Origin of the sequence: Methylacidimicrobium sp. AP8, assembly GCF_903064525.1 — a bacterium.
Classification (GTDB): Bacteria; Verrucomicrobiota; Verrucomicrobiia; order Methylacidiphilales; family Methylacidiphilaceae; genus Methylacidimicrobium.
In genome coordinates this window covers 2,094,827-2,120,308 of sequence record NZ_LR797830.1, presented here as the reverse complement: position 1 = coordinate 2,120,308, position 25,482 = coordinate 2,094,827, and the positions used below count along the sequence as shown (strand labels likewise).

General features: G+C 61.3%; 24 protein-coding genes and 1 tRNA gene. 7 read left to right on the top strand and 18 right to left on the bottom strand.

Annotation, left to right across the window (positions count from 1 at the left end):
• The first annotated feature begins 74 nt into the window (after positions 1-74).
• Positions 75-485: a hypothetical protein gene (locus tag MTHMO_RS09890; RefSeq protein ID WP_202214621.1), complete on the top strand. Its 411-nt coding sequence runs from the start codon at positions 75-77 to the stop codon at positions 483-485.
• 261 nt (positions 486-746) lie between these two features.
• On the opposite strand, the gene MTHMO_RS09885 is transcribed toward MTHMO_RS09890, so the two are convergent.
• The 6 genes from MTHMO_RS09885 to MTHMO_RS09860 all read right to left on the bottom strand — a co-directional run bounded on the left by MTHMO_RS09885 (position 747) and on the right by MTHMO_RS09860 (position 8,598).
• A complete protein-coding gene (locus tag MTHMO_RS09885) occupies positions 747-3,401 on the bottom strand; it encodes a TrlF family AAA-like ATPase (protein WP_202214620.1) in 2,655 nt (884 codons plus the stop codon).
• A 20-nt stretch (positions 3,402-3,421) separates the two neighbouring features.
• Positions 3,422-4,162, bottom strand: coding sequence for a PaeR7I family type II restriction endonuclease (locus MTHMO_RS09880; protein ID WP_202214619.1), 741 nt, complete (start codon positions 4,160-4,162; stop codon positions 3,422-3,424).
• The gene (locus MTHMO_RS09875) at positions 4,163-5,830 is read right to left on the bottom strand and encodes an Eco57I restriction-modification methylase domain-containing protein (protein WP_202214914.1); all 1,668 of its coding nucleotides are present in this window, start codon (positions 5,828-5,830) and stop codon (positions 4,163-4,165) included. It lies immediately after the preceding gene.
• A 90-nt stretch (positions 5,831-5,920) separates the two neighbouring features.
• A complete protein-coding gene (locus tag MTHMO_RS09870) occupies positions 5,921-6,496 on the bottom strand; it encodes a recombinase family protein (RefSeq protein ID WP_202214618.1) in 576 nt (191 codons plus the stop codon).
• A gap of 179 nt (positions 6,497-6,675) precedes the next feature.
• Positions 6,676-7,050 carry a CopG family transcriptional regulator gene (locus MTHMO_RS09865; protein ID WP_202214617.1) on the bottom strand — a complete coding sequence of 125 codons (375 nt, stop codon included), beginning with the start codon at positions 7,048-7,050 and terminating at the stop codon, positions 6,676-6,678.
• 339 nt (positions 7,051-7,389) lie between these two features.
• Positions 7,390-8,598, bottom strand: a complete 1,209-nt coding sequence (locus tag MTHMO_RS09860; RefSeq protein WP_202214199.1) for an ISL3 family transposase — start codon at positions 8,596-8,598, stop codon at positions 7,390-7,392.
• Between the two features lie 984 nt (positions 8,599-9,582).
• On the opposite strand from MTHMO_RS09860, the gene MTHMO_RS11055 reads away from it, so the two are divergent.
• Entirely contained in the window at positions 9,583-10,620 is a 1,038-nt protein-coding gene (locus MTHMO_RS11055) for an IS1634 family transposase (protein WP_370568332.1), read from the top strand.
• Between the two features lie 353 nt (positions 10,621-10,973).
• On the opposite strand, the gene repC is transcribed toward MTHMO_RS11055, so the two are convergent.
• Genes repC through MTHMO_RS09840 form a run of 3 tightly spaced genes read right to left on the bottom strand, consistent with a single transcriptional unit; the run spans position 10,974 to position 12,905 of the window.
• On the bottom strand, positions 10,974-11,888 hold the full coding sequence (gene repC, locus MTHMO_RS09850) for a replication protein C, IncQ-type (RefSeq protein WP_237394890.1): 915 nt from the start codon (positions 11,886-11,888) through the stop codon (positions 10,974-10,976).
• The gene (locus MTHMO_RS09845) at positions 11,809-12,681 is read right to left on the bottom strand and encodes a helicase RepA family protein (RefSeq protein WP_202214616.1); all 873 of its coding nucleotides are present in this window, start codon (positions 12,679-12,681) and stop codon (positions 11,809-11,811) included. The genes repC and MTHMO_RS09845 overlap by 80 nt, the downstream gene beginning before the upstream one ends.
• 2 nt (positions 12,682-12,683) lie before the next feature.
• Positions 12,684-12,905 carry an AlpA family transcriptional regulator gene (locus tag MTHMO_RS09840; RefSeq protein WP_202214615.1) on the bottom strand — a complete coding sequence of 74 codons (222 nt, stop codon included), beginning with the start codon at positions 12,903-12,905 and terminating at the stop codon, positions 12,684-12,686.
• 186 nt (positions 12,906-13,091) lie between these two features.
• On the opposite strand from MTHMO_RS09840, the gene MTHMO_RS09835 reads away from it, so the two are divergent.
• Entirely contained in the window at positions 13,092-14,006 is a 915-nt protein-coding gene (locus MTHMO_RS09835) for a LuxR family transcriptional regulator (RefSeq protein ID WP_237394889.1), read from the top strand.
• A 12-nt stretch (positions 14,007-14,018) separates the two neighbouring features.
• On the opposite strand, the gene MTHMO_RS09830 is transcribed toward MTHMO_RS09835, so the two are convergent.
• From MTHMO_RS09830 to rsmI, 9 genes are all read right to left on the bottom strand, one after another.
• On the bottom strand, positions 14,019-15,218 hold the full coding sequence (locus MTHMO_RS09830; protein ID WP_202214613.1) for a site-specific integrase: 1,200 nt from the start codon (positions 15,216-15,218) through the stop codon (positions 14,019-14,021).
• A 418-nt stretch (positions 15,219-15,636) separates the two neighbouring features.
• Positions 15,637-17,250 (bottom strand): glutamine-hydrolyzing GMP synthase, encoded by a 1,614-nt coding sequence (gene guaA, locus MTHMO_RS09825; protein WP_202214612.1) that lies wholly within the window; start codon positions 17,248-17,250, stop codon positions 15,637-15,639.
• A 5-nt stretch (positions 17,251-17,255) separates the two neighbouring features.
• Positions 17,256-18,434 carry a GuaB3 family IMP dehydrogenase-related protein gene (locus MTHMO_RS09820; protein ID WP_202214611.1) on the bottom strand — a complete coding sequence of 393 codons (1,179 nt, stop codon included), beginning with the start codon at positions 18,432-18,434 and terminating at the stop codon, positions 17,256-17,258.
• Between the two features lie 2 nt (positions 18,435-18,436).
• Positions 18,437-18,667 (bottom strand): hypothetical protein, encoded by a 231-nt coding sequence (locus MTHMO_RS09815; protein ID WP_202214610.1) that lies wholly within the window; start codon positions 18,665-18,667, stop codon positions 18,437-18,439.
• Positions 18,668-18,678: 11 nt separating this feature from the next.
• Complete coding sequence (locus MTHMO_RS09810; RefSeq protein WP_202214609.1) at positions 18,679-19,431, bottom strand: hypothetical protein; 753 nt, start codon at positions 19,429-19,431, stop codon at positions 18,679-18,681.
• Positions 19,428-19,871 carry a biopolymer transporter ExbD gene (locus tag MTHMO_RS09805; RefSeq protein ID WP_202214608.1) on the bottom strand — a complete coding sequence of 148 codons (444 nt, stop codon included), beginning with the start codon at positions 19,869-19,871 and terminating at the stop codon, positions 19,428-19,430. Before MTHMO_RS09805 ends, MTHMO_RS09810 begins: the two co-directional genes overlap by 4 nt.
• Positions 19,834-20,583: a MotA/TolQ/ExbB proton channel family protein gene (locus MTHMO_RS09800; RefSeq protein WP_202214607.1), complete on the bottom strand. Its 750-nt coding sequence runs from the start codon at positions 20,581-20,583 to the stop codon at positions 19,834-19,836. The genes MTHMO_RS09805 and MTHMO_RS09800 overlap by 38 nt, the downstream gene beginning before the upstream one ends.
• The gene (locus MTHMO_RS09795) at positions 20,583-21,104 is read right to left on the bottom strand and encodes a hypothetical protein (RefSeq protein ID WP_237394888.1); all 522 of its coding nucleotides are present in this window, start codon (positions 21,102-21,104) and stop codon (positions 20,583-20,585) included. Before MTHMO_RS09795 ends, MTHMO_RS09800 begins: the two co-directional genes overlap by 1 nt.
• A gap of 65 nt (positions 21,105-21,169) precedes the next feature.
• Positions 21,170-21,961 (bottom strand): 16S rRNA (cytidine(1402)-2'-O)-methyltransferase, encoded by a 792-nt coding sequence (gene rsmI / locus MTHMO_RS09790; protein ID WP_202214605.1) that lies wholly within the window; start codon positions 21,959-21,961, stop codon positions 21,170-21,172.
• A 99-nt stretch (positions 21,962-22,060) separates the two neighbouring features.
• Between rsmI and MTHMO_RS09785 the strand changes: the two genes are divergently transcribed.
• The 4 genes from MTHMO_RS09785 to kdpA all read left to right on the top strand — a co-directional run bounded on the left by MTHMO_RS09785 (position 22,061) and on the right by kdpA (position 25,482).
• A tRNA-Leu gene (locus MTHMO_RS09785) sits at positions 22,061-22,141 on the top strand.
• A 330-nt stretch (positions 22,142-22,471) separates the two neighbouring features.
• Positions 22,472-23,431, top strand: a complete 960-nt coding sequence (locus tag MTHMO_RS09780; protein ID WP_202214604.1) for a zinc-binding alcohol dehydrogenase family protein — start codon at positions 22,472-22,474, stop codon at positions 23,429-23,431.
• 206 nt (positions 23,432-23,637) lie between these two features.
• Positions 23,638-23,718 carry a K(+)-transporting ATPase subunit F gene (gene kdpF / locus MTHMO_RS11305; protein ID WP_202214912.1) on the top strand — a complete coding sequence of 27 codons (81 nt, stop codon included), beginning with the start codon at positions 23,638-23,640 and terminating at the stop codon, positions 23,716-23,718.
• A 12-nt stretch (positions 23,719-23,730) separates the two neighbouring features.
• The gene (gene kdpA / locus MTHMO_RS09770; protein ID WP_202214603.1) at positions 23,731-25,482 is read left to right on the top strand and encodes a potassium-transporting ATPase subunit KdpA; all 1,752 of its coding nucleotides are present in this window, start codon (positions 23,731-23,733) and stop codon (positions 25,480-25,482) included.

Below are 25,482 nucleotides of genomic sequence, written 5' to 3'. Positions count from 1 at the left end.
TTTATGGGAGCTCCGGGAGATCGGGGTCGGCGCGCCCGCCGGCACGATCGACACGTCGGTTTGGGAGAAAAAGCATGAAAACAAACGGCTTTGTCAGGAAATCGACTCTGTTGTTGGCCGCCCTCGGCCTGATGGGAGGCTTTTCTCTTTGGCCTCTCCATGCGCAGCACCAGCATCACGGAGGAGCCAAGAAGGGCGACGCCGAGCAGTCCGCCGAGGATCAGGACGAGCATGAAGGCCCCGAAATGGGGGGGATGGAGCACGGCATGAAGTGCGGCAAAGGGGGGATGGGAGGCATGAGCCACGGGATGGCCGGCATGGGTGGCGGAGGCGGGGAGAACTGGGATCGGATCCTCCAGGAGGTGGAAACCACGAAGAACCCCAAGGCCACCGCCCGCAAGCTTCGGATGAAGGCCGATTTGATGAAAGCCGACGCCGAGGTCCTGGAGAAGTACGCTAAGGAGCTCGAAACCGGGAATCCGTGAGGGCGGTTTCCTCCGGTCGGCGGCATGGTTTCCCCGCGTGGTCGGATCGGAGGGCTCTTCGCTTTCCGTTTCCGGCGAAGCAAAGGTCGGCGGACGGAATAATCTTTATCCACGCCGGGGGCCGTGCCCGATCTCCCATTCTATCATACTCTTATAAAACTTATTCTTATCTTTCAATAACTTATTCTACGGAAACGCACAGAATACCATGAAAAATACCATGCGCTCTCACCTCTGCTGCATGCCCATCTCTACGACCGCTTAGAACTCGTACTTCTCTTTGCGCTGGATGAATGCGTCACGGCCACCCTCTAGGATGCGAGCGACTTGGTCACGAATCTCAGGAACGTCAATTGAGCCTTGCGCTTCCAAGCCGAGGCTCCCGTGGTTCTCAGCCGCTGTGAACACTCCAATCCACTCAGCATCACCGAACACTGGAATGTTCGCATTGTGCGTCGCAAACAAGAACTGACGGCTGGTCTTTGCCCCTCTCAACTCGGCTACGATCCGATCCGCGATGAAGGCGTTGTCCAGGTTGTCTTCCGGCTGATCCACCACAAGGGGATCAGCGTTCTCAAGCAATAGCATGTGCAGGACCGCCGTGCACTGCTGGCCCATCGAGAGCTTGCTGAGAGGCCGAAATGCCGGATGGGATTGGTCGTGCGAAACGTTCAGGAAGATTTCCACACGATGCTCTAGTTCCAATGCCTCCATTTCCATGAGCTGAGACGGTTGAAGCTTGGTGAGAGCTTCGGCCACCATTTGCGTGACACCCCAGTCGCGTTGCACGTCGGCAGCGCCATTCCGAATCGACTGAGCTAACGACAATGGACTAATCGCCTCAGCCTCCTCAATGAACGAAAGCCGCTTTTCGCCAATGCCATCAAGCTTGCAGCCTAACAGGAAGTTCATTAATGGCGTTCGGACAGCTTCCGGCACGATTTCCACCTTGAGCTTTCCTTCAAGCTTCTTATTCAGCTTCTTTGCAGCCCTTTGCAAAGCCTGTATGCGCTGACCACGCAAATCAGATAGCTCGGCCAATAGGTTGCGTCGCTCCTGACGTAAGGCTTCTAGCTGAGACTCATGAGTGGAAACCCGCGACCTCAAGGGCTTGATCCGCTCGATATCCGCTACCAATTTTTGATAGGCAACACCGACCTCCTGCCCGTTCTTTCCAGCAGCAGCAGGTAACGACCGAAGCGCTTTTTCTAGTTCGGCGTCGTGCGCTTGGATAGCCTGCTCCCATAAGCCATACTGTGTGGTGAACTGTCCTCTCCGGTCGTCAAGCAAGGCCTGCATAGCAGACAGATGCTCGGCAAACTCCTTCTTAAGTTCGTCCAGCGTTTCCCGCATAGAGGACAACTGGGCAGCGTCTGGCAACCCATCCAATGCCTCATCGCTGATGAAGCCAAGGTCAGGCAAGCTATCACGCATTGATGAAAGCGTGTCGTAAAAACTCTGTACGCTATCGCGCGCAGCCTTCGCAATCTCACGCTCGCGTGCCAACAATGGGGTCTTGGCTAACTTGTCCTTGATACCAAGCTCTTCAAACCCGCGAAGCTGCTCTTCCAACTTCGGTAAACGCTCAATCTGCGTATGCAGCTCGTCAAGGTAAGAAAGGGCCTTTGTGAGTTTCTGCTGATTTTCCGTTAAGCGCCGACGTACGCTATCGACCTTCTCTTCATACTTCGTGTCCGGAGGCAGGAAGCGATCCAATAGTTGCAATCGACTAGCCTCATCTCGGGCCAACTCGTAAATTTCGTTCTGCCCGTAAATGTCGATACAGGGAAGCAAGTCGCGCGGATGCAAAGTGGAGACATTGCCATCCACGTCGCGAACTATCGGAGGCTTGGCGTAACGGCGCGAGATGGTATACACCCTGCCATTCTGAGCGGAAGACACTACAGTCAGCTCAACACGGCCAGCCGCGCGACCAAGGTTCTCATTGATGATATCTTGGTGGTACTTCAGAGCCAGCCTGCCCTTAGGTGGTACACCCAATGCAAAGCGCAGGCATTCAAGCAACGTTGACTTACCCGTCCCACGGCCGCCGATCACCGTGTTGAGGTGGTCGGAAAAATCTATGCGGACACCATCAAGGTAACCGCCATCCACGGTCATGCGTACAATCTTGCCAATTGGGCTCGGTGCCTGCTGCGAGTTAAGCCGAACTCGCGATATCGGATCGAGGAAGGCGACCTTGAACGCAGCGAACGTAGGCCGTGTCATCTTGACCAAGCATGTTGCGCTGGGATGATCCAAGTCATTAGGCTTGGCCACATCCTTGGCATTGATCGCGGCCACAGGCCGTTCACGACGGTAGTTGTCGTCCTTGTTCAAAAACACCCTGCGATAAAAGCCATCTTCAACGCCCGCGAGGTCGTCTATCGACCCAGGAATCTGGGCCGCGCGCAACTTGGGATGCTTCCATACGTGGTCCAGTCGGTTTTTGAGCAGTCCGTTTTTCTGGGTGCAGTGTGCAGCGTAGATGAAGCCACCCAGTCGATCGACCTCTTCGATTAACTTTTCTGAACTTAGCTGAGAAGGTCGGATCCCATCCGCCGGATCACACAGCTCGAGGCGACCGAGGTAGCGTTCAAGCTGCTGCACCGTAGTGTCCTCAGGGAAGAGGCAGACGTAGTGAGTCTTATCGTTTGATGCGATCTCGAAGCCCGGGAACAACACAATGCCGTGCTCTCTTAGCAGCTGACGCAACGTATCGACGCTAGCCACGTTGCCGTGATCGGCTAGACCGACAACCTTAATATCTAACTCAAGGCACTTTTGAAGCAGCGCTTGGTTGTAACTGCATTCATCCAGACCGTGATCAACTCCTCTGTAAGAGCTGTTATAGCCGACAGGATTTACCTGTAGCGCGCATCGCCAGAATCGTGCGTAGGTGTATTGCTCGCCCATATCCCTAATCACTACAGCTATCAACCTAACCGCGCTGCCACTGCCGCAACATGACCAGCCAATGCAGTTACAAACGTCCTAAGACTGGTCATCGACGAAAGCTCCGTGAAATCTCCGGTATTTACCGCGCTACGCTTTGCAGCGATGACAGCAGCGGTAGTGTAAAGCTGTTCCTGTACAAGCCGCTGGCACAACAAGTCATACCGCTTGAGGTAAGACGCCCCATTAAACTCATCGAAAACAGGGAAGTGTGGCGAGGAATCACGAACGGGTTTGCGCGATTCGGGCGCATCCTCGACCATCATCAACCATCCTACAAAGGGGCGCGGTTGCTTGCCAAAAGCCTCTTCGCGAAAGGCAGTCCAAAGATCATGGGCCGTGCCGACGGCCTCCTCAGTTCGGTTGTTAAAGTTGTTGCCAAATGAGGGGCCTACTTGGCTTTTTAGCTCAATGGCTGCGATCAGCTCCCCTTTGTAGAGTACCAATAAATCCCACAGCTTCGTTGGACGAAAATAGCCGGGCAAGGTCAGCATTGCCCGATTCTGGTGAATTTCGGCGTGGGCTAGCCCATTCGCCTTGATGACATCGAGCACCAAAGCTAGGAAGCCATCCATATTCTTACCAGCGGTGACTCCTGCACGCTCCCCTTGGTCAGCCTTCCCCGCCTCAATTTGCTTTTGTCTTGCGGCTTCACGGTTTCCCCAAAACGCCTTCACGGCCTCGCGAGCCTTCTGCTCGTAGTTGACGAGATCGAGTGCCATTTATTCTCCATTCCCCCCGAGGGCATATCGTTCTTGTTGGCTAAGCTTGTAAAGCTTGAACACAGCCTGGTTGCAGGCGTGTATGTCCCGCTTGATCGCAGCCTCAGCCAGCTCACGGCGCAGCGTCTTGGATACATCGGCCCAGCGCGGGATGCGGATACGGCGTAGGTACTGTGCTTGAAAGCGCAGAAATCCACCCCGCATTTTTGTCGAATAGGTCGCCACAAACAAACGTGAGACAGCAGACATAAGCACAGCCTGTAATGCCCGCAAATCCCACTCTTCTGATACGACGTAGTAGAGGTTGTGGTGGGGATATAACTCGCCTTTCTCAAATACGACATGTGCCTCGCCCTTGATGTCAGGCACCAAGAGCTTCGGACGCGCAGCGAGCGACGGCGTGATGCGGTCAATCGTTCGGTACCAGTTAGCTGGAGATTTCTGCGCACAGTGTCGAGCAGCAAGAACCTCTCGCCGAGATTCAAGGTAACGGCGCAGACGCGGATAGTCGTTGAGATCGACCAGCCCGCCAGACTCGGAAAAGGGATTGATGATGCCTAGACCGCACCACTTTACCTCGCCAGACAAGATATCCTTGGTCGTCACCAGCGGAAGCTTCCGGCATGGCTCAACGTCGAGCGCTTCATAATCTCCGATGAACACCTTGTCTGCGCCAGTCGCCACACCGATCCCAACCTTGCATCCTGCCTCTTCCAATGGCGGGAAATCCCTTTCCAAGCGACGAATGAGTGCCATCTGGTCCGATGAGCCTAACAGCCACGGCTCTGCACCTTCAGTTACACCAGCCAGTTCACGCACTAGGCCGTTTCCTTTCGGCAAGGTACGGGCCTTGAGCAAGTCTGCCAGTGCAGTCAGCGTTGCATGATCGATATTCGGTCGGTGAGCGATGCGCGTTACTCCCTGCGCTTCGCGGCTTATGACGGTGATCGCCGGGTACGTAGTCACATCGGAGTGGAAGGCCGGAGTATCGACCATATCAACATAGACCTTCAGGTGGAATCGCTCGGCAACTAGCCTGCGCAGGGGGCCGCCATAACGATTCTTCATCCAACGATCCGCGCAGATAAAGCCTAGGCTGCCTCCTTCCGCCAAGACCGACAGCGACCGCTCGATGAATGGAATGTAGAGGTCGGCCCGGTCATACATCGTCCTGTAACGACTTCGGTACTCCGCAAGTAGCGGTGCCGGGATCAGCTCCTGCCGAACATAGGGCGGGTTGCCCACCACGAAATCAAATTGTCCGTCCAGCGGCGTCAACAGGAAATCGCCCTGCAACAACCAACGGCTCGCCAAGGTTCTAGCTTCGTTCTCGGCTATCCCATGGCCTTTGAGCAGTTCGATCACAGCAGCTTTGGTGTTGTGAAAAGTGTCATTGTGTAGCTCTACCCCACGGACAGCATCGGACAGCTCGCATAGCACGGAACCGTTCGGCCTTTCCGCCCGCCAGGCCCTCAATAGCCGCTCAATGATCGGGAGTAGGAAGTCGCCAGCACCAAATGACGGCTCCAGAATCTTTTTTTCGTAAAGCCGTTGATCCTCCGTGTAACCAACCAGATCGAGAATAAAATTCACCACCTCAGGGCGCGTGAAAACAGCCCCTCGCATCTCATGCCCCCCTTCACTCGCCAAAGCCTCAGCGGCTGCCATGACAGGACACACAGAGGCTGCAACAGCTTTAGGGTCAACCTTGCGGCGCGTGCTTACTACAATATCTAGCTGCTGGGTCATCCCAAGTCCTCATTGAAACGGCGTGATGACGCCAACGTGCTTGTAAAGGGTGGTTCGGGAAACTCCGTCACGGCGAGGCACCTCGGCCACCTTGACATCTGGATCGCGCAGCAGCGCTTTGATCTCTTGTACCTGCTGGGCATCTAACTTCGGCTTGCGGCCACCGCGCCGGCCACGAGCACGGGCGCGAGCCGCAGCCAACCCTGCCTGCGTCCGTTCACGGATCAAACCGCGCTCGAACTCAGCTAGCGCCGCAAACACATGAAATTGCAGTCTGCCCGATGCACTGCCTGTCTCGATCTTCTCGACCAGGCTCTCGAAATGCACGCCGTGCCGCTCAAGTTCGGACACGAGCTGCACCAAGTCATGCAGACTGCGCCCGAGTCGATCAAATCGCCACACCACGAAGGTATCCCCGGGCCGCAACGCCTTGAAGCAACGCTCAAGCTCAGGGCGTACCGTGTTCTTGCCGATGGTTACTTCCTCGTAAATCAGGCTGCACCCAGCCTGCTGGAGCGCATCGCGCTGCAGGTCCAGGTGGTGCTCGCCCATCGAAATGCGCGCATATCCGACACGCCTATTCATTGACAGTTCATGGACATAGAAAACTGACGGTTATCTTAACAGTTCTTGATATGCTCCGCCAGTAAAATCGAAACTCTGCAAGGAATGCGCTGAAGTGTTGTACTGTTGGCTGGCAGGATAGGGCACTTACCAGCCTGCTGAACCAAACCCACAAGTTGAGCGCTGTTGTAGCCGGCCCTTTACCTCCCCCGGACCGCTCGCCCCATGATCTGACGCATCTCGGTCTGGAGCGCCCACAGCTCCTTCATCAACGCCTCCACGTCCACAGGGCTAGCCCCCTGCCCTCGCTTCTCGGCGAGCCAAAGCTTCAGTAGTCCGGCAACCCGCCCCAAGTCGCCGTTGACCCTTACCAGGTCAGCCACGGCCTTCAGGTCAAGGACAGAGCGGACCGGGTGGTTCAGCCCTGCCGCCCGCATGTAGGCCGAAACCGAAAGCCCGGTCTGTGCCGCACGGATTTCGATCTCGGCCCGTTCCTCGAGTGTGACCCAGACCTTGATCGGCGGCAGGCTGCGCCGGGGTAGCTCAAGCAGGTCGTTCGCGCTATCGCCTGGCATCGCATGTTCCTCCCGTGGGTGCGAGTGAGGGCAACTGTCGCGGCAGCGAAGGTGCGCCTCGCAGAGCAGGATGCCGTCGAGCCAATGGCGAGTAAGGGGGAGTGTTGGAGGACTTCGCGCTTGCGCGTAGGCCCACAACACATATCTTGCCGTCAAAGCTCACTGCGAACTTATGCGATCTTTCGCGATCGGCGCGCGAATCTACGATCAATCGCACGTCTTCGCGCATCATCGCGTTTCGTCGCGTACGTTCGCGCTTCGTCGCATTGAATCGCACATATTCGCGCAACATGGCCTGCGCGCGGTCGCGATGGGCACCAAAAGGGCCTCCTCGCTGTTTCATGTGGCCAAGGCGGGAACATCCAACCTCAGCTTTCCGGCTTTGAGGAAAGCGGCGATCCGCAAGCACCGGAAGCTTCGAAACCCTCTCGCCATCCTTTTGGCAAGCTGGATGAGTCCGTTGATCGCCTCGATGAGACCATTGGTCACCCGGCTCTGGAAGAAAGCAAGGACGCCGTCCAGGTGCTCTTTGAGCGTCTTGGAAAGCCTTCGGAAGGGAGCAAGCCGGCTGCGATCGGCCCACTGTAGCCACCAGCGGAGCTCTTGGGGATCCTCCTGGCCGAGGATCTCTTGCAGAGCCTCCCGGAGCCCAATGGCTCTTCCCAGTCGGGGGTAGGCGGCGCAAAGGGAAGCGCGCAGACTCTTCTGCCCCTCGCTTCGCGTCCATTCGTTGCCTCGCAGTGCCCAGAGGCTTCCCTTCGGCAGCAGCCCCTGACGCACGAACTCCTTACGCACCTGGTCGACCGCCTCCCCCGCCATCTGCATGAGGTGGAAGCGGTCAAAGACGATCTGCGCCTTGGGGAAGTGCTCCTTGGCTCCGCAAATGTAGGAAGGGCTCATGTCCATGCAGATTAGCTCGATCTGCTCGGGACTCGCTCCATGCTCGCGCATCTCCTTGGCAAATGCCTCCAAGGCCTCCTTCCCTTTGCCTTCCGCCAGGAAGAGGAGCTTCCGGCTCTCCGCGTCGGTAACGGCGGTCACGTAGCGGTGACCCCGCTTGCTGCTGGTCTCGTCGACCAAGATCCGCTTCACCCCGCTCCAATCCTCCTTCCGATAGGCCTTTTCCACGTAATGCTCCAAGATTCTCCACAGCCGGGTGTCCTGCTCCTTGAGCATCTTGGCCACCTGGGAAACCGGCATCTCCTGGGAAAGCATCAGGATGACCGCCTCCATCATCAGGGTAAACCCGCTCCCCGGTCTGGCCCAGGGAACTTCCGCCAACCGCACTCCGTGCTCCGGACAGTCCACCCGAGGAACCCGCGCCACCAGCTCGGTCTTGTACTGCCAGAAGTTCATGTGCCTCCACCGCTTCTCCACCGTGTCGTGCGCAGGAGAAGGACGCCCGCATTCCGGACAGGGGAACCGATGGCCCTCGCGAAAATCGAGCCAGATCTTCAAGGTGTGATCCACCGCAGACAGTTCGCTTCGAGTCACCTTCCATTCCGGACCCAACTGTAAGGCCATCCCAAAAAGCTTGTTCGCATCCATGCCCGAAGAATCGGAAAACGAGGCGAGCTTGGCAATCCGCCGTCAAGGAGGATCGACGAAGTCGAAGTGTCCTTGACGGCAATTCGCCCGGACTCAAAATCCGTCGAAGACGGATGGCAAGAACACCGTTTCTTGCCATCCCTCAATGGCAAATCTGCCTCCTCCGCCCATTCCATTCAGCGAAGAGCCCCAAAAGGAAAGGGGCCGTTCGGCAGATTCCAGCGGCCCCTCGATTCACAGACAAAACATGCATCTGCCACGCCGCCCAAGGGCCGGACAGTCAACGGCGACACGGGTGTTGAGCCGCCCCTCGGGGGAGGTGCTAACAGATTACACGTACCCTTCCCGGCCCTTGTATCTTTTGGTGTCCTGAAGGAAGGCAAGGCCTCGGCCGCGCCTAGCCCATCTTCCGCACAATTTTGAGGATTGTTTTGGCACATGAAGGACTTACACAAAATAATGTAGGACGTGTAATGCGAATACAATGTGAATAACATTTGTTTGCATAAGCATCATGCTCTTGGCATATTGTAGGCATGTACGTGCAAGAGGTGCGCACTTGCCAGAGGGGCAAAGTCTACCGATCCGTTCTTGTCCGGGAGTCGTATCGGGTGGGCAAGCAGGTCAAGACGAGGATCCTGTCCAATCTGACCCGGATGCCGGTGGAGGTCCAGCAGGCGGTCCGAGCGCTGCTGCAGGGGAAGAAGCTGGTGCCCCTGGACGGACTGGAAGGGCAGGAAGCTCTGGATTACGGAGGACTCGCGGTCCTCGAGCAAGCGTGGCAGCGATTTGGACTCGATCAGGTTCTTTCCGGGGTGGGTTCGGAGCGGAAGGGGCGGCTTTTGAAAGCGATGATCTTTGGACGGATTCTCTTTCCCTCTTCCAAGCTCGCCCTTCGGGAGGAAGCAGGCGGGACGCTTTTGGCTAAGGTATGCGGGCTGGAGGAGAAGGACCTGGAAGAAGACGATCTCTACCGGGCGATGGATGGGCTCAACGGCGTTTGGAGCGGGATCGAGAAGAAGCTTTACCGGGAAGCCCAACCAGAGGGAGCGAGCTTGGTGCTCTATGACCTTCGAGTGTCTACTTCGAGGGGACGGCCCCGAGGGATTGGCGCAGTACGGCTACAGCCGGGATCACCGGCAAGATCGGCGGCAGGTGCTTCTTGCGGTCGCCACCGATGCCCGGGGATCCGATCCATGTGGAGGTCCTGCGGGGAACCGGGCGGACAGCACGACGCTGACGGGGCTCTTGGTGACTCTCAGACGCCGACTCGGGATCCGAGAGGCTACCTTCGTCTTCGATGGCGGGATGAAGAGCCGGTGGAATCTGGAGATGCTCACCGGCATGGAGCTTGAGTACGTGACCCGATCAACTGGGACCAAGCTCCAGGAGATCGTTCGGCGACTTCCCAAAGATCGGCAGCTCTGGCTGACGGATCGAACCCGGGTGATGGAGATCGAGCACCAAGGGGTTCGCTACGTCGTTGCCGGAGGGGAGTGGCGCGCGATGCGCGATCGGGAGCGGCGGCAGAGCCGCATTGCCCGAGGAGAGGAAGAGCTGCGCCAGATTGCCAAGGCAACGCGCAAGGGAGCAGACCCGGTCGAGCTCGGCAGCCGGATCGGCCGGGCGCTCCAGCGGATCCAGGCCCATAAGTACTTTCAGTATGGAGTCGACGCCAAGGGCCGGTTCTGGTGGAAGCTTGACCAAGAGCGGGTCAAAGAAGAAGAGGCGATCGACGGCTGGTATCTTTTGGAGACCAACCTCCCGTCCGCCAAGGCTTCTCCTCAGGAGGTGCTGACCCACTACAAGCGGCTCGCAGAGGTCGAGGCCGCTTTTTCAGAACTCAAGAGCTACCTCGAAGTCCGTCCGGTCTATCATTGGCGGCCCGATCGGGTCCGCAACCACGTGAGAATCTGCTTCTTGGCTTTCTGGATGAATGCCCGCCTCAGGACCGAATGGGTGGCCAAAGGGTTTACCGAAGAGGTGCCCAAGTGCTCCGCCGCCTTCAGGCGATCCGCTTGATCCGGCTTGCCCCAAACGGACGGCCTTTGATCGGGTTCTTCTCCAAGATCCCCGCCGACATCAACGCACTGCTCCAAAAGCTCGACCTCCTCCCCCTCTTTGCTCGCCCGCCCAAATGGGCCATGTAGGCAGAACGAAAAAGTCTTAACGTTCTGCTACAATCACTTGCGACACTACACAGCGGAAGTTCGGTTAGTGGATTATCTCTTGGATAATCTTGGAAAGCATTTCCAGACCTCTCATAACACATTGTATTTATTGAATTTTTTTGCATCATCGGGGTGGCGTTAAAGTGGGGATTGGGTGACGTTAAAGTGGGGGTTGGGTGGCGTTAAAGTGGGCCCCACGCATGCTCACCGCCCCAGCCGGGGTTCGGTAAGCTTGGGCCTGGAGATTTCCCATTTGTCCTTGGTGTAGCTCTCCACTCTCCAGCCCAGCGCGTCCAGCTCAGCCAGGGCACGGCGGACTGTCTGACGCCGGGTCTTGACCGTGTTGGCATTCACCGCTGCGTCGGGCCAAACGTACCCGCACAGAGTGTCGATGTCCGCACGGCCCGACTTGCCTGGGTCAATCCAGGCGCACAGGCGCTGGTGGAGGAGGCGCGTAGCATCGGTTCGTAGAGCCCGCACCTCGCCCATACTGATCCGCACGTGCTGACCGCCCATCACGGCACGGGCCAGAAGGGGGTTAAGCGCCACGTAGAGCTTTCCGTCGTGCTCGTCGCTGGCGTACTCCGAAAGAAGCCTGAAGCCTTGGCGCCGCTTCCCATCCTGCACGATGACCGAGACCTTCCAGAGACGCTCGATGCAGTCTCGGATCGGCTTGGCGTTATCCACATTGGCGTAGCCGACTTCACGTGCCAGTACCCTGTAGCTTCCCCTGACAACCATCGCATCCTGCCGGATCGCATCCCATTTGGGCTCAAGGAACAGCCGGAGCTGCCGGCCCGCCTCCGTTTGCGGCTCGGGTGAAAGCACCAGCCCAGCCGGCCCCGCCATGGCCACCAGGCCCTGCAAGATGCGCAGGTCGTCCGCTCCCAGCGGTTCGGGACCGCTGAACTCCACCCGCCTGCCGTCGCCGAAGTCATAGACGACATCCAGCTTGGCACGCTTGCGCTCGCCCTTCTGGAGACTGCGGAACAAGCCCGGTGCCAGGCAATGGATCGGGTCATGGCGCGCGTGCGTCAGCTCAGGCTTGTGCACGATGCGCCCCCTTTCTGCGGCCGGTCGGCTCCGAAGCCGACAACGCTGCCGGCAGGAGCACGCCATGGCCGTCCCGCGAATACCAGCGGTCCGGCGGCGCGCTTCCGTAGTTCTGCTTGGAGACACCAACACGGACGAAATGCCTGCGGCGCGCCTCGCCGATAGGTGGCGCACCCTTGGGTTCTTCCCCAAGGCGTGCGGCCTCCTCTGAAGTCATGGGTGCAATGAACCCGCACCACCGGGCATTGTCGACAAGCGCCGACGCACCCCGCGCGGCTCCCTGGTGATCGGTGGCCCCCTCTCGTGCGCTGCCCTTGCTGACGTGGTGCAGGAACAAGACGGACGCTCCCGTTTCCAGTGCAAGGCGCTCCAGACACGCCACCACCACCGCCATGTCCCCGTTGCTGTTTTCGTCAAGACGATGCATGCGGCTCAACGTATCCAGCACAACGAGGCGCGCCCCCGAGCACTTCTCCACCAACTGGTGCAGCGTGTGCCTGTCCGTGACATTCATGGAGCTGCCTGCGACCGGCTCGACGGTCATCCGGCCCGCAATGGCCGAGCGCGCTGTGTCGCTCAGATGTCTGCCAATGGCATGGATGCGGCAATCAAGGATCGGGGCCGGATCCTCGCCGGCAAAGTAGACCACCCGCCCAGCCCGTGACGGCCCAAGCCCGAGCAGATCACTGCCGGGAGCATCCCCGCCTGCAACGGCCATTGCCGCCTCCAGCGCCCAGAAGCTCTTGCCCGCGCCACCGGGAGCCACCAGCGCTCCGACCGTACCAGCGAGAAAGCCGGGCCAGACGAAGTCGAGCGCAGGCGGATCGTTTTCGAACGCGGCCTGCACGTTGACCGTCATCGTCACTGCCCGCCTCCAGGACGGTCCGCCTGCTGGCAGGACGCTTTCCTCGCCTCGATCCAGGCTTCGACTTCAGTCAGATCCCACGCAACGTTGCGTCGGGTCAACGCAATGCGCCTGGGGAACTCTCCCCGCTGCTCCATGTTGAAGATGGTCCGCTCGCTGAGTGGGATCATCGAGTGGAGCTTCTTCCGGTTGATCAACACTTTCTGCCTTGGCTCCATGCAGCAACCTCCAAGTCAATGCGAAGCGTTGCGTGATGGTGCCCGGCAGTGCAAAATCGATACAGTCAAAGATTTGACGAATTGGTTGACATGCCGCACTTTCCCATCATCCCTGTCTGGGAGGGCTGTGATCCAGGCATTGGTGCTGCAGTCCGCAGGTTGCAGGAGGAGTGGCGGCCGTACTCGATGGCGTCCCGCAGCAAGCGCATCGACCGGCTCATCCAGCAGGTCATCGATCCGGCCGTAGCAGCCTATGCAGCCACGCTGCCGCCCGACCTGCTCCACTTTCTGCCCGGTGCAGGCTCAGGCCTCTCGTTCAGCGACATTTGTCGGCTGGTTGGCCTGAACGACGCTGCACGCCTTCAGCGCCAGTTGCTTCGCCAGTTTGTTTCGAGCCACGGCGTAAAGACTGACCAGTGCCGACGGTTCGTGGCCACACTGGAAACCCTTCTCGCTCTCACGCGAGCGTGCGCACGCAAGCCACCGCTTACCTCGCGTGCGAATGGAAAGCAGGTGGACAGGGATCGCATCCAGGACTTCTGCCGCTACTGCGGCTCCCCAACGGAACTGGCGGCCTACGCCAACGGCCGCCTGGCAAGTGACCCTGACGAGACGCTGCAATTCAGCAGCCTTTACTGTTCACTGCACCGTCCAAAGTTGCCGGATGGTGGGTGGAATCCTGAGCACCAAAGGGCCAGGCGTTCGGCCGCACAGTTCGACGCGGAGCTGGAGCGCCTCACCCGTCAGGCAGGTAACTGGCGCGAACCGTGCGCCGGGTCAGGCGACTGGCTGGTCGACTGCTACCTTCACCACTACGTGCTCAAGCACCGCCTCCGGTATGGCGATACGTCCGAACTGCGCGATCACGCCAGGCGGATGACAGACGCCCGGCTGACCGACCGCAAGAAGCAAATCGTCATGCTGCTGCGGTACGGCATGAGCCAATCCGATGCCGCCAGCGTCCTTGGCATTCAGCGGCAAGCCGTCTCCAAGGCCAGCGCCCGTATCCCCAGCGTGTTCTGGCAGCTGCCCAGCCTTCCCGAATACAGCATCGAGTTCCTGCTGTCAGGCGTGGCACGAAAACCCACAGCGCCGCGTTGAGCGCCGCCACGGTTACGGCTTTGGTGCCTTCGTCCACTGGTCGATCATGTCCGCCCAGTCCTGCAACATCTGCCGCCGCTGCTCCCGGTACTCGGCCTTGTTGTAGATGGCCCTGACGCCGCGCTGTTCGTGGGCGAGGCATTTTTCGATCCAGTCGCTGTTGTACCCGGCTTCGTGCAGCAGGGTGCTGGCCGTGCGGCGCAGGTCGTGCGGTCCGAACTTGCCCAGCGGCTTGCCGTCCTTCTGCGCCAGTTGATAGGTCAGCTTCATCACCTGGTTGAGCGTGGCGCTGCTCATGGGCGCACTGGGGTCATAGCGTGACGGCAGGACGTATTCCGAACCACCGGCAAAGGTTTTCAGCGCGACCAGCAGGTCCATCGCCTGCCGCGACAGGAACACCAGGTGCGGGTTGCGCCGCTTCATCCTTTCCTTCGGGATGGTCCACAGGGCCTCGCTGAAGTTGATCTCGCTCCACCTGGCGTTGGTCAGCTCGCTCTTGCGCACCATCGTCAGCAGGAGCAGCTTCACGGCGGCGCGGATCGACGGCGACGTGCCGACGCGCTCCAGGTACTGGTACATGAGGCCGATCTCTTCCGGCGTCAGGGCGCGGTCGCGCGGCGCGAACTTCGCGATGCTGGCCGGGCGGACCAGCTCGGCGGGATTCTCCACCTTCTGGCCGCGCTCGATGGCCCACCGGTAGACCTGGTACACGATCTCGCGCGCATGGACGGCGGTGGCCGGCGCGCCCCGCTCGACGATGGCGTCGGTCAGGGCCCGCAGGTCTTCGTGGGTGATCTCGGTCAGCTTGAGGTTGCCGAACTTGGCCTTCAGGTCGCGCTCATAGACCGAGCGCCGCATGTCCCGGGTGGAGTCGGCCATCGGGTAGCTGCGAAGCCACTTTTCCGCCCAGGCACCAAACGTCTCGGCGTCGCGCACACGGGCCTTCTCCCTGGCTTTCTCCCGGGCCGGAGACTTCCCCGCGGCGATCATCTTCTTGGCTTCGGCCAGGCGTTCCCGGGCCTCGGCCAGCGTGATCCCGCCCGGCCCGTACCGGCCGAAGGTGATGGTCTCCTGGCGCCCGTTGAGGGCGTAGTTGTAGCGGAACGAAATGGTTCCTGAGGGGGTGACGGCCACATACAGGCCGTCCCTGTCCGCCACCTTGTACAGCTTGCCCGTCGGCTTGAGGTTACGCAGCTTGGTATCGGTCAACATGACACACACGCTCCCTTGCAACACCATGCGTCGTGCGCCCTGCTTGAACCAAAGAGAACCCCTTACAAGTCAACAGCTTACGGGGACGTACCCATGGCACGGCCATCGTGACGCACACACTTCACCGGCCATCAATACCATGCCAGGAAAACCCCGCGCGGAACGACAAAAATTCGTTTTACAGCAACCACTTACATGATTCCGATACCATGACCACCTGGGAACGAGGCGCATGGCATCGGCGGCGAGGCATGGCACAGGGCTGGTTTCGTGCCATCGACTATGCCATGAAAAATTCGTGCTTGGCCATACCCCAGGCTGCCAGTCCGTGCCAGGTTGAAAGCACAAAAAAGCCCGCAGTGACGCGGGCTTAGGTGTGTCTGGTGCCTGATCCTGCCGGCAGCTGCCGGACGTGGAATCATTCCCACTCGATGGTGGCAGGTGGCTTGGAGGAGATGTCGTAGACGACCCGATTGATGCCGCGGACCTCCTGGATGATCCGGTTGGCGATCCGGGAGAGGAGTTCCGCCGGCAGCCGGGCCCAGTCGGCGGTCATCCCGTCGACGCTCTGCACCGCACGGACCGCAGCCGTCAGCTCGTAGGTCCGCGCATCGCCCATGACTCCCACGCTCCGGATGGGGAGGAGGACCGCGAAGGCCTGCCAGACCTCGTCGTAGAGCCCGGCCCGGCGGATCTCCTCGACCACGATCGCGTCGGCGGCGCGGAGGAGGGCAAGGTTCTCCGGGGTGATCGGGGCCAGGCAGCGGACTGCCAAGCCCGGGCCGGGGAAGGGGTGCCGGTGGAGGATCTCGCGGGGCAGCCCCAAGAGTTTGCCCAGTTCGCGGACCTCGTCCTTGAAGAGAAGCCGCAAAGGCTCCACTAGGCGCATCTTCATCCGCCTGGGCAGACCGCCGACATTGTGATGGCTCTTGATCACCGCCGGCCGCCCATGGCCAGCCGCCGCGCTTTCGATGCGGTCGGGATAGAGGGTTCCCTGGGCGAGGTATCGGACCGGGCCCAGGCTTCGGGCGGCCTCCTCGAAGACCTGGATGAACTCTCTGCCGATGATCTTCCGCTTCCGTTCGGGATCGGCGACTCCGCGCAGCTTCCCCAGGAAGCGCGCCGAGGCATCCACGAAGTGGACGGCAAAGCCCATCTCCTCGCCGAATAGGTGGCGTACCGTCTCGACCTCTCCTTGGCGCAGAAGGCCGTTATCGACGAAAAGACAGTGGAGCCGGTCCCCGATGGCCCGATGAAGCAGGGCGGCGGTCACGCTCGAGTCGACGCCGCCGCTTAAGCCGAGGAGCACCCGCTCGTTCCCGACCCGGGCGCGGATCTCGGCGCAGCTCCGGTCGAGGAAAGAGGAGAGCTTCCAACTGGCGGGAGCGTGGCAGATTCGGAAGAGAAAGTTGGCGAGCATCTCCTTCCCGAATTCGGTGTGGGTTACCTCGGGATGGAACTGAAGCCCGTAGAGCCGCCGCTTGAGGTCGGCGACCGCCGCGTGCGGCTCTTCTTCGGTCTGGGCCAGCACCACGAAGCCCTCGGGAAGGCGGGAAACCCGGTCCCCGTGGCTGTTCCAAACTGCCGAATGGTTGGGAAGCTCGGCGGAAAGCGGGGAAGGCTCCCTCCATTCGAGGACCGCCCGCCCATATTCGCCGGACCGTGCTCGCTCGACCTCTCCGCCCAAAAGCCGCGCCATGGCCTGCAGGCCGTAGCAGATGCCGAGCACCGGAATCCCGAGGGAGAAGATCTCGGGGTCGGGCAACGGCGATCCTTCTTGCGCGACGCTCGACGGTCCTCCGGAGAGGATGAGACCGCGGACGCCGGGGCGGGCCAGCTCTACGGCGGGCGTCTGCGGAGAAACGATCTCCGAGAAAACCCCCAACTCGCGGATGCGGCGGGCGATGAGCTGGGTATACTGCGAGCCGAAGTCGAGCACGACGATCCGGCTTTCGACTTCGGGCGCATCCGTCGCCGATCCGTCCGGGTGGGCGCCGGCGGTTATCGCTCGGCTCCTGGGCGGATGAGACATCGCTTTCAGCGGCTGCCCATGCCGACCGACTGCACCATCTGAAAGAGCTTCCCTTCCGACTGGATGCTCGGCGCGATGATCACCTCGGTCTCTTGGAATTCCGCAATCGTGGCCGCACCGACGTTGCCCATGGCCGTCATCAGGGCGCCCACTAGATTTTGCGAGCCGTCGTCGACCGTCGCGGGCCCGTAGAGGATCTGCCGCAACGGACCGCTGATCCCCATTTGAATCCGGGTTCCGCGAGGAAGATTCGCATGGGGTGTCGCCATCCCCCAGTGGCTTCCCCGGCCGGGGGACTCTTCCGACCGGGCGAAGGCCGAACCGATCATAACGGCATCCGCACCGCAGGCGATCGCCTTGCAGAGATCCCCCCCACGCCGCATGCCGCCGTCGGTAATGATCGGAACGTAGCGCCCGGTCTTTTTATAGAAAGCATCCCGTGCCGCCGCACAGTCGACGGTGGCCGTGACCTGCGGCACCCCGATCCCGAGCACCCCGCGTGACGTGCAGGCCGCACCCGGACCCACACCGACCAAAACGCCGCTGACACCGCATTCCATCAGGTCGAGGACCACGTCGTAGGTGACCGCATTTCCGATGATGACTGGAACCTTCATCTGGCGGCAGAAAGCGCTCAGATCGAGGGAAGCGTATTGCCGGGAAATATGCTTGGCGGTGCTGACCGTCGACTGGACGACGAAGATGTCGACTCCCGCCTCCTGCGCAATCGCTCCGAAGGCTTGCGCTTTCTGCGGAATGGCCGACACCGCGGCCGGAACCCCGTGGGATTTGATTTCCTCGATCCGCTTGGCGATCAGGTGTTCCTGGATCGGAGCCGAGTAGATCTTCTGGAGCAGCTCGGTGACCTTGCTCTGATCCGCCGAAATGATCTCTTGGATGACCGCCTTCGGATCCTCGTAGCGCGTCTGCACCCCTTCGAGATTGATGACTCCCAAGCCGCCCAGGCGGGCCATCTCCACGCAAAACGGCACATCGGTAACCCCGTCCATGGCGCTGGCCAGGATGGGGATCTTGAGCCGGATGGGTTCGCCCGAGGGGTTGGGGATCTCGAAGCTCGTATCCACCTCATCGGGATTGATCGTGACTCTTCCCGGGACGAGCGAAATCTCGTCAAAGCCGTAGCACACCCGTGCCTTTCGGTTCCTGCCAATCCACATTCCCATGATCAGATTGCCCCTTTCTCCTCGTTGGCGATCACGCGTTGCTCGGCCGAGCAGGACGGGCAACGAAACTCCTGGCGATCCGGCGGAATCGTGATCTTCTCCCCGCAGAACCGGCAAACGGTCCCTCGTCGGGCCGCCCGCCGCCAAGCGCCTCTTCTTGCGCTAAAAGAGAACCATACCCAAAGAAGGACGGCAAGAGGAACGGCAACGTAGAGGAGGAAGGCCTCCGGCATCGTGATCCGCATCACGGCGCACGCGGCTCCCGGAAGTGCCAGAACACCTTGACGCGGCCCCAGGTGGGCGGGGCGCCGGGATCGGGCAGGAATCGGAGACGCCCGATCTCCCGCAGGGCGATCTCGTCGACCTTCCGTTCTCCGCAGCTCTCCTGGAGGAGGACGGCGCAGGGATAGCCCTCCGCATCGATCGCCAGATGGACGACGGTCTGGCCCGTCTCCGAAAGCAGCCGGACCGAGACCGCAGGCGGGTTCCAGGAACGAAGAAGGCGGCGGGAGAGCGCCTCGTCGAATTCCGCGACGCTTTCGGCTGGCACCGCGGCGGGCAGGTCCTCGGTTGCGGGAGCGGACACGGGCGGAAGCGCGAGCCGGAGAGCATTGCGCGTCTCTACGGATCCCATCGGGAAAAGCGGTGGATCGGTAGGGCTGGCAGCCGGCTCATCGACCCGTTCCCGCTCCACGGGGAGGGGCTGTAACCGAACCGGCTTGGGCGCGGCGGTAAGCCGGTACCGCGGCCGGATCAAGCGACTCGGATCGGCCAGATCGAGCCAGATGTTGAGGTTCCGGGCCAAGCCCTCGTCGGCAGCCGACGGCGTAAAGAGGTAGACGTGGCTGGTCGGAGGTGGCTCGAGAAGCGGGGGCACATAAGTGACGTCGCAATAGATCAGGACGAAAAGATGGACGGCGGCGGCCGCGGCGCAGGTCAGCACCAGCCGAAGCCGGAGATCGCCAACGGAAGGCTGGCTTCTTTCCGTCGAGATCACGGTCCTCCCGGGGGCTCGCTCTCGGGCTGCGTGGCCAACAATACCGACCATTTTTGGGCGAGCGCAATGTTCATGATCTCTACCAAGAGCCCGGCCGGAGCGTCCTTATCGGCGCGAATCACTAGGGTTTGTGGAGGACGTCCGTGAGAGGCTTCCTCGATGAGCCTGCGCAGGCCGGGCAGGTCGAGCAGCTCGTCGCGGCAGAAGATGAGCGGCTTTCGCCCTCCGCTCGCTTTCGCCTCGGCGGTCGAGGTCACCGAAACGATCCAGCCGTTGACAGGCATCCGGACGCCGAGGGAGCTTTTGGGCAGCTCGACCACAAGGCCTGGCTGGGTGACAAACGAAGAGCCGAGAAGGAAGAAAAGAAGCAAGAGGAAGAGAACGGTGACCAGAGGAACGAGGTTAGGCGTTCCGCGAAGCAGCGCTAAGCGAGGCTGCAATCTCGTCGGGGTAAGGGGTGGCACGGTTGAGTCTCTTGCTGTCGGCCAGCGCGTGCAAGACTTCGATGGAGACTCGATCGATGTCCTGCACAATCGCCGTGAGGCGGGTCAGGAGATAATTGTAGGCGATCGACGTGGGAATGGCGACCGCGATTCCGGCAGCGGCGCTCACCAGCGCGGCCCAGATTCCGGAGGCTAGATCGCTCAGCGAGACCGATCCTGAGGCCCGGTTCATGGCCAGAAATGCTTCGATCATGCCGGTGACCGTCCCCAGGAGCCCGAGAAGGGGCGTGACGTAGCTGATCGTCGCCAGGATGGGCAGGTGAGCTTCGAGGGGAGGCAGGGCGAGCTGGGCCGTCTCCCGCGTCATCTCCCGCAGCTCCGTCGGCGGGTAGTCCCGGCGCAGGATGATCTGCCTGGCAATATCGGCCGCCCGTGCGGGCGTTTCCTGGCAGCGGAGCAGAGCTTCCTCGTACCGCCCCTTGCGCAGCAGGTTCCCGAGTCCGGCCAGGAAAGAGTCCACATTGCACTCCTCCTTTCGGTAAAAGAGCATTCGTTCGAGGAAGACTCCGGCGGCGATCACGCTGCAGAGGAGAATCGGCCACATGACCAAGCCGCCTCGATGGACGATTTCGAAGAGGCTGATCGCCTCCGAGACCACGCGCGGATTGGCTTGGCCGGTCGCCGAAAAGAAAAGAAAGCAGGCGGACATCACCAGATGAAGGATTTGGCCTGGGCAAGAATACGGTTTCCGTCGAGCACCGAAAAGCGCCATGCGTAGATCCGCCCATGCTGCGCGTGATCGTCTCCGGTAACCATGAAGACCGACCGCACGGTTCCGTGGGCCTGCCGGGCGACGTCCACCTGCGACCAGACTGCCTCGCGCGTCCGCGTCTGCCGATACTCGAATCGGGCCACCAGGTCTCGAGGCTTCCCGCCGTTCTTCCAGTTAAAAATGTAGATTTCGCCCTGGCGCACGGCGAAGTCTTCGGGGGTGATCGCCCCCCAATTCCAGTAGCTCCTTTCGAAGACCATGCTCTGGTTGCCCAGCTGCTTGCCCTTTTTGGCGGGGACGTTGAGGAAAGTCCAAATCTTGCCGATCTTGACTTGAGAATTGGGTACGAGATACTCGCCGCCCGGCTGCATTTCGTAGGCGCGCCGCGCCTTCTCGGCGAACCCGATCGCCGGTAGCCCGAGCACCCCAACCCAGAGAAGAAGCCAGAACGTCCGCACCTTTATCCATTCTTCTACACCACGCGGCTCTTCCTGAAAAGAATAGGATCGGCGGAATCCCCCTTTCACGCCGCGCGGTGCGCCGCCTCCTTCGCTCCTTCTACGACCACGCAGAACTCCCCGCGGGGCTCCCGGCCCCGGAACTCCGAGAGGAGGGTTTCCGCGGTCCCGCGCAGCACCTCTTCGAACTTCTTGGTCAGCTCCCGAGCTAGGCAGATCTTCCGATCGCCCAGAGACGCAGCCGCTTGCTCCAAGCTGCGGCGGAGTCGGTGCGGAGACTCGAAGTACACGGAGGTGCACGGTCGGTCTCGTGCCGCCTCCCACTCCGCGCTCCGAGCGGCCGCTTTAACGGGAAGAAACCCTCCGAAGTAGAACGGAGTCGTGGAAAAGCCGGAGGCCAGAAGGGCGGTCAACACCGAGGAGGGACCCGGGATTACCTCGATCCGCACCCCCTCTTCCGCGCATTTCCGCAGCAGCCGCTCCCCTGGATCGGAGATCCCCGGCATGCCCGCGTCGCTGACGAGCGCGACCCGTTTCCCTTCGCGCACGCAAGCCAGGAGTTGAGCAAGCCGCCGGGCTTCGTTGAATCGGTGGCAGCTGACGAGCGGCTTCTGAATCCCGAAGCAGCGCAAAAGCTGGCCCGTTCGCCGGGTGTCCTCGGCGGCGACCAGATCGGCTTCCCGGAGGACCCGGAGCGCTCGCAGCGTGATGTCCTCGAGGTTTCCGATCGGGGTAGCCACGACCCAGAGGCGCGGCGCCTCCGGCGGTGCGGCGGCCTCTGCCGCGCCATCTCCCCAGCCGGGGAGATCCCTCTCGGACTCCTCTCCCTTTCGGGGGTTCGATTCTCCGGCCCTCATCACGATTCTTCTCCCATTTCCATTTACGGGAAAGTGGCCGCCAAGGCGAGCGCCGTCTGGACAGCGGCCGGCCCGGAGGTTAGGCTGGGCACCGGCCCCGGGCTCGTGGCGAAACGGTAGACGCGCTAGACTTAGGATCTAGTGGGGCAACCCATCCGGGTTCGAGTCCCGGCGAGCCCAGCAGGAACAGTGTGGAACAGCGGTGGAGCGGTTTGCCGTCCCCTTCGTGCTGCCCGGCTCTCCCTGCCTCGCCGCGCGCCGGTTGTTGTAACCCTGCTTCGCCTACTTTCGGGCTTCAGCCGGAAGCCTGTCGTAATCTCTTGCGGAACCCCCAAGATTCCGGAGCTTCCGGAGTCTTCCCGGCGGCCCGCCGGGGCAGGAGAATGAGCCCTGCCGGGTCCCGTTGACAGGATGCGGATGGCCCTCTTTTCTTTGCGATTGGACGACCAACGGACGAACCGACGTGCGCAAGCTCCCGGCGCGAGCAAACCGAAGAAGGACATTGGAAAAATGAAACTGGCGAAGGCGTATTCTTTCTCCCGCTATGGGGGCCCCGAGGTCTTGACTCCGATAGAGATTCCCGTTCGGGAGCCTCTCCCGGACGAAGTGCTGATCCGTGTAGCGGCGATCGGGATCAATCCGAGCGACGTCAAAAACGTGGCGGGCTACTTCGGGACCAGGCTTCCCCGTATCCCGGGAAGGGACTTTGCGGGGGTCATTGTGGCCGGAGCGGGTCGGCAAGGAGAGGAGGTTTGGGGCAGCGGCCCGGGCTTCGGCGTCGACCGGGACGGAGCCTTTGTCGAGTATCTGTGCGTTCCGTCTTCTTGGGTGGGCAAGAAACCCTCGTGCCTTTCGATGGAGGCCGCGGCGGCGGTCGGCGTGCCGTATGTGACGGCTTGGTCCGCGCTGATCGTTGCCGGCGGTCTCATGCCCGAGGAGACCGTTCTTATCGTCGGGGCCGCCGGCGCGGTCGGCCGGGCGGCGATCCACATCGCGCGCTGGCGAAAAGCCCGTGTGATTGCGGTCTCCCGTTCGGCAAGCGCTCTTCCCGGTGCCGATGACCTGATCTCCGCCCGGGAGCCCGACTGGCCGCGAAGGGTGGTCGGCTTGACCGAAGGAAAGGGAGTCGATCTGGCGCTCGACACGATCGGAGGCGAATTCTTCGAGCCATGTCTCAAGACGTTGCGGACGGGCGGGCGCCAGCTCGCCATCGCAAGCCATCCTCCCGTCGTCTCTTTCAACCTGGTGGATTTTTTTCATGGGGCCAAGCGGCTGATCGGGGTCGACAGCATGGCTCTGCGCGGCGAGGAGATCGCCCGAATTCTGGAAGAGTTGCGGGCCGGCTTCGAGGAAGGAGAGCTCACTCCTCCCTCCGTGAGGACCTGGCCCTTCGCCTCGGCGAAAGACGCGCTTTCCGCAGCCAAGGCCCGACCCGGGGAAAAGCAGGTCCTGGTCTTTGATCCATCGTGAATCGAAAAATTGCCTTTTGCGAAAGCGAGGCCGGCCCGTTTACGTTTTTTTGATTCCTGCCCGCGCCCTTTTGAGTCTACAGGCCGGCTGGGGCGCGCTAGCGTTCGGATCGGATGGCGGACGTGCTATACATAGCGGGGATGCTCCTCTTCTTCGCCCTGGCCATGGCCTACGGGGAGTGGTGCGATCGCCTCTAAGGAGCAGGCATGCTGGCCGTTCTCGGTATCCTCTGCGTCGGGCTCCTGGCCTATCTTTTCGCGGCCATGATCTGGCCCGAGAAGTTCTAGAATCTTTCAGGCATGACAACCTCCTTCTGGCTGGCCCTCGGGCTGTTTTTCGGAGGGCTCGCGCTCGTCAGCTGGGCTTTGGCCCTCTACCTGCGCCAGGTGCTCGATCCGGAGGGGAAGACCTGGCTCGATCCCCTCATTCGGCCGCTCGAGCGGTGGACCTACCGGCTCTGCGGGATCGATCCCCGCAAGGAGGAGAACTGGAAAGGGTATCTCGGCTCCCTGCTGGCGTTCAACCTAGTCGGTCTCCTGTTGACCTACCTGATCCTGCGGATCCAGCACGAGCTACCCCTCAATCCCCAGGGCTTCGGCCCGCTCTCCCCCGACCTGGCCTTCAACACGGCGGTGAGCTTCGCCACCAACACCAACTGGCAGAGCTATGCGGGGGAGTCGACCGTCTCCTACTTCTCCCAGATGGTGGGGCTCGTCTTGCATAATTTCACCTCCGCGGCCACCGGGATAGCCGCAGCGGCGGCGCTCATCCGGGCGCTTGTCCGAACCGGGTCCAGGACGATCGGCAACTTCTGGGTCGACCTGGTGCGGATCCACTACTACTTGCTGCTTCCCCTCTCCTTCGCCATTGCGGTCGTTCTCGTTTCCCAAGGGGTTCCGCAGAACTTCTCCCCCTATGCCCGGGCACGGCTCGTGGAACCGGTCGTGCTCCCGGGTCCCGATGGAAAGGAGCGCCGGATCGAAACGCAGGAGATCGTCCAGGGACCGATTGCCTCCCAGGAGGCGATCAAGCAGCTGGGCACCAACGGAGGAGGCTACACCAACGCCAACTCGGCCCATCCCTACGAGAACCCCACACCCCTTACGAACCTGATCGAGATCTACAACATACTCTGCATCCCGGCCGCACTCGCCGTCTACCTCGGGCTGGCGGTACGCCGCCGGGCTCACGGCTGGGCGGTCTGGGGGGTGATGGCGATCTTGCTCTTGGGAGGAATCCTTGTTTGCTGGCAGGCGGAGGCGGGCGGCAACCCGCTTCTGGTGGCGCAGGGGCTCTCGCCGATCGACGGCAATCGCGAAGGGAAGGAGGCGCGGTTCGGGACGCTCGATTCGGCTCTTTTCGCGGTCGTGACGACGGCGGTCTCTTGCGGAGCGGTCAACTCCCTGCACGACTCTTACACGCCCCTGGGCGGCCTGATCCCGCTCTTCAACATGGAGATGGGCGAGGTGGTCTTCGGCGGAGTCGGGTCAGGGCTCTATGGAATGCTCATCTTCGTGATCCTCGGGGTCTTCCTCTTCGGTCTCATGATCGGGCGGACCCCGGAGTATCTGGGGAAGAAGATCGGAGCGAGCGAGGTCAAGTTGGCCGTCTTGAGCATGCTCGTGCTGACCCTCTCGATCCTCGGATTGAGCGCGTGGGCGATCGCCAGCCCCTGGGGCTTGGCGGGCCTCGGCAACGGAGGCCCCCATGGGCTGAGTGAGATCCTCTACGCCTTCAGCTCGACCACCGGAAACAACGGGAGCGCCTTTGCGGGGCTTTCGGCGAACACCCCCTGGTACAACACGACCCTCGGGATCGCGATGCTGGCGGGGCGCTACCTGATGCTCGTCCCGGTGCTGCGGCTGGCCGGGCTCCTGGCCGCCCAGAAGAAGGTGGCAACCGGCCAAGCGGCCTTTCCGGTATCGGGCGGGCTCTTCATGGTTCTGCTGCTGGCCACGGTCCTCATCGTCGGGGCGCTCAACTTCTTTCCGGTTCTCGCCCTGGGGCCGATCCTCGAGCACTTCCTCCTCCACGCGGGCCGGACTTTTTAG